This is a genomic window from Synechococcus sp. R55.2 (genome assembly GCF_047462075.1).
Taxonomy (GTDB): domain Bacteria; phylum Cyanobacteriota; class Cyanobacteriia; order Thermostichales; family Thermostichaceae; genus Thermostichus.
In genome coordinates this window covers 1-4,133 of sequence record NZ_JANSIH010000299.1, presented here as the reverse complement: position 1 = coordinate 4,133, position 4,133 = coordinate 1, and the positions used below count along the sequence as shown (strand labels likewise).

General features: G+C 59.4%; 3 protein-coding genes. 2 read left to right on the top strand and 1 reads right to left on the bottom strand.

Going from position 1 to position 4,133, the window contains the following annotated elements:
- A partial coding sequence (locus NW838_RS09755) for a diguanylate cyclase domain-containing protein (protein WP_414427950.1) occupies positions 1-1,259 on the top strand: 1,259 nt, incomplete at its 5' end.
- Between the two features lie 36 nt (positions 1,260-1,295).
- Positions 1,296-3,020 carry an ABC transporter ATP-binding protein gene (locus NW838_RS09750; RefSeq protein WP_011433743.1) on the top strand — a complete coding sequence of 575 codons (1,725 nt, stop codon included), beginning with the start codon at positions 1,296-1,298 and terminating at the stop codon, positions 3,018-3,020.
- Here NW838_RS09750 and NW838_RS09745 read toward each other — a convergent pair.
- Positions 3,014-3,952, bottom strand: a complete 939-nt coding sequence (locus tag NW838_RS09745; RefSeq protein WP_414427949.1) for a carbohydrate kinase family protein — start codon at positions 3,950-3,952, stop codon at positions 3,014-3,016. The genes NW838_RS09750 and NW838_RS09745 overlap by 7 nt on opposite strands.
- Between the last annotated feature and the right edge of the window lie 181 nt (positions 3,953-4,133).

The following is a 4,133-nucleotide window of genomic DNA, read 5'->3' as shown; positions in this document are numbered from 1 at the left end:
AGGGATCCCATACTCAAGGGGCGGAGATCTGGGCCAAAGACTATCCCCGTTATTTTCAAGCCCTAGAGCAAGAGCGCACCATTGCTGCCGACCAAGTGGTGGCGGATCCCCGCACCGCCGAGTTCGGCAATTCCTACCTGACAGCAATGGGAGTGGTCTCGATGCTGGATGCCCCCATTCGACTGGAAGGACGGATGGTGGGTGTTCTCTGCCACGAGCACATTGGCTCCCCTCGCCACTGGACCTTAGAAGAGCAAAACTTCGCCGGATCCCTGGCGGATTTGGTGTCTCTGGCCCTCGAGATCTCGGAGCGCCGGCAAGTGGAAGAGGAGCTGCGCCAGGCTGAGGAGCGCTATCGCAATTTTTTCGAGAATGCGGTAGAGGGCATTTTTTTCACCGATGCGGCAGGTCGGTATCTCTCCGCCAACCCGATGCTGGCCCAGATCTGCGGCTACAGCTCCCCCGAAGAATTGATGCGCGAAGCGAAAGAGGCGGGCAAGCGGCAGCTCTATGTGGATCCCAGCCAGTGGGAGGAATTTGTGCGGCTATTGCAGGAGCAGGGATCCGTGCGCGGTTTTGAGTATCGGCTGCGGCGGCGGGATGGCTCGATCATCTGGGTCCGAGAAAAGGCCCGTTTGGTTAAAGATAAAGCCGGAAACATCCTCGGCTATGAAGGCATCTGCGAAGACATCACCGCCCAAAAGCAGAGCTTAGCCTACATGGAGTTTCGCGCTCATCATGATGCCCTGACAGGTTTGGTGAACCGCGAATCCTTTCGGGAGCGGCTGCAGCAGGCCCTGCAGCAATACTACAGTGAATCTCTGGCCCTCTTCTTTGTGGATTTGGATCACTTCAAAGACATCAACGATACCTTCGGCCACGGTGTCGGCGATGCCCTGTTGCAGGGGGTAGCTGAACGGTTAACCAAGTGCGTTCGCCCTGGAGATATCGTCGCCCGCTGGGGAGGGGATGAGTTCACCCTGCTGCTGCCCCGAATTGGCAGCCCCACAGTGGCAGCGCGTCTGGCTCAGCGGATTGTCGATGCCTTTCAAACTCCCTTCTCCTGCGAGGGCCATTCCCTTTCCGTGACCTGCAGCATTGGCGTCGCCCTCTACCCCCAAGACGGCGTAGAAGTGTCCACCCTTTTGCACCATGCCGACTTGGCCCTCTACCAGGTCAAGGAAAATGGCCGCAGCGGCTTTCAGCTCTACCGGCCAGTTTCAGGGATCCCGGCAGCAGTCCGCAACACTATCCTGTAAGCTGGTTGGGTCAGAGGCCCTTCTGGTTTGTGATTTGTGCATCCGGGTCGTAGCTATCGCCGTCTCATTCCCTTCATTCGGCCCCATCTGTGGATGTTGTTGCTGGGGCTAACCTGTACCCTTGGCTTTGTGCTAACCATGCCCGCCCTCGCCTACTTGATCGAGTGGGTGGCCCGCTCCATTGGTGCCGGGGATCTGGGGCAATTGCGGATGCTGGCCTTGATTGGGGTGGTGTTTTTCTTGGTGCGCGGCGCTTTTCAGTATGGCCAAGACACCCTGATGGCGAGGGCCTCCTTGCAAATGGTTTTGGAATTGCGCCAACAGATTTATGCCCACCTGCAGGCACTGGATGTGGACTATTTTTCCGGCAGCCGCACTGGCGATCTGGTCTATCGCCTCACGGGGGATCTGGATCGGGTGGGAGAGGTGGTGCAGCGGTTTTTCCATCGCTTCATCCCCAGCGTGCTCACCATCTTGGCGGTGGTGGCCTACCTGTTCTATCTCAACGGCATTCTCACCTTGACCACCTTGCTGATAGCCCCCCTGATGGGAGCCTTGATCAGTTGGTTTGGGGATCGCCTTTTGTTTCGCTCCCGCCTCAACCAAGAGAAGATGTCGGATTTGGCCGCCCTCTTGACAGAGGTATTTGCCGGGATCAGCCTCACTCGCGCCTTTGCGGCTGAGGACTACGAAATTCGCCGCTTCAGTGCCATTGCCGAAAGCAACCGCCTGGCCCGGTTTCAGACCGAACAGGTGAAAGCCATTCAAGACCCGGTGGTGGGCTTCCTGTACGCCATGAGCGTGTTGGGGGTGTTTTGGGTGGGCGGCTGGCAAATCAGCCAGGGCAACCTGACCGGCAGCCAGTTTCTCGGCTTTATCGCCGGTGTTGCGATGTTGATCGACCCTATTGTTCACATCACCAACAACTACAGCGAGCTGAAACAGGGTGAGGCTTCGGTGGAGCGGATTTTCGAGCTGCTAAACACCCGCTCCCAAATCCGGGAGCTGCCCGGGGCCCGCCCCATGCCTCCCATTCAGGGTTGGGTGGAGTTCGACCAAGTTTCCTTTGCCTACAAACCGGATCAGCCGGTGCTCAAACAGATCAGCTTTCAGGTGTCTCCCGGCGAGATTGTGGCCCTGGTGGGATCCTCCGGCGCCGGCAAATCCACCCTGGTGAGCCTGATTCCCCGCTTTTACGATCCCCAGCAGGGCTGCATCCGCATCGACGGCATCGACATCCGCACCGTCACCCTCAAGAGCCTGCGCCGGCAGATCGGCATTGTGCCGCAGGAGATCACCCTGTTTTCGGGAACCATTGCCAGCAACATCGCCTACGGACAAGAGCATTTTGACCTGGAAGCGGTACGCCAGGCGGCCCAGGTGGCCAACATCGACACCTTTATCGAGAGCTTGCCCGATGGCTACGCCACCCGCGTGGGAGAACGGGGGGTCACCCTCTCCGGTGGACAACGGCAACGGCTGGCCATTGCCCGCGCCGTGTTGCTCAACCCCAAGATCTTGATCCTGGACGAGGCCACCTCGGCTTTGGACAACGAGTCGGAAGCGTTGGTGCAGGAAGCACTGCAACGGCTGATGCAACGCTGCACCGTTTTTGTGATTGCCCACCGCCTCTCGACGGTACGCACTGCCCACCGCATTTTCGTCTTGGAGCAGGGGCAATTGCTGGAGCAGGGAAATCACCGAGAATTGCTGGGCAAAGGGGGGCGCTACGCCCAGTTTCACCTGCGCCAGTTTCATTGAACCCTTGGCCTCTGGATCTCCTGGATCTCCCATGCCTGCCAGAAGGGCCGGTAAAACTCCGGATCCGAAGGTGCTCCCCCCGGGATCCCGCAGATGGCCGCCGCAAATTGCACGGCTCGTTGCACCAGAACTGCCTCCGGCCATCCCCGCAATAGTCCCAGGATGGCTACGGCGCTAAACGCATCTCCCGCCCCCACTGTATCCACCAGCTGAGGCGCGGGCACTGGGTCGGCCCGATGGATCTGAGTAGGGGTGATCAGCAGCGCGCCTGCCGCTCCCAAGGTCAGAAATAGACCTTTCAGGTTCAGATGAGCCTGGAGGATCTGTCCTTGCTCCAGCAGGTCTCCGGCAGGGATCCCTTCCAGTTGGGCCACTTGCTCCAGCTCTGCCTGGTTCAGCTTCAGCCAATCACAGGTGCGCAGCATCTCCCGGATGGCGTCTGGATGCCACCAGGGATCCCGCAGGTTGAGATCCAGAAACACGGGACAGCCCAAAGCGGGGATCCCCTCTTGAAAGTGGCGATGGGCTGCCTCCCGGCGGGCTGCCAAGCTGCCCCGGTAGAGCAGGCTGGGCTGGAGAGCTTGCAGAGCCCCGATATCCAACTGGATGTAGTCGTAGGCTTGGTCGGGCAAGATGGCGAAGGTGGGGATCCCTTGCTCATCCAGGGTTACTTGAACCTTGCCGGTGGGGTGAACAGAATCCTGCTGCAGACCCTCCAGGCGCAGCCCCTGCCGTCGCAAGGCCCCCAGCAGCTCTCTGGCGGCCTCGTCTTGGCCAACACGACTGAGCAAGAGGGGATCGGATCCCAGCCCCTTGAGGTTCCAAGCCACATTCAAAGCTGCTCCGCCCAGCACAATCTCTGTGGGGAAGCAGTCGAAAAGCACCTCCCCCAAGATGAGCGGCAAACCCAGGGGCACATGAGAGGGATCCATCTTGAGCACTCAGCTAGAAATCGCAGGAGCCCCGTGCTGTACCGGTAGGATCAGTGTCGAGAGGAAAGTCCGCCTCCATGGTTATAATTGTACTGCGGACACCAGAAACGGTTGTTTAAGGCACTGGTAACGGTCGATTGGGGGTGCTGTAAACCACCCCAGAGGCTCGTGGTTGGCTTGC

Excerpts from the sequence above, each read along its gene's own strand:
- NW838_RS09745 (WP_414427949.1), bottom strand. The coding sequence starts at position 3,952 with ATGGATCCCTCTCATGTGCCCCTGGGTTTGCCGCTCATCTTGGGGGAG.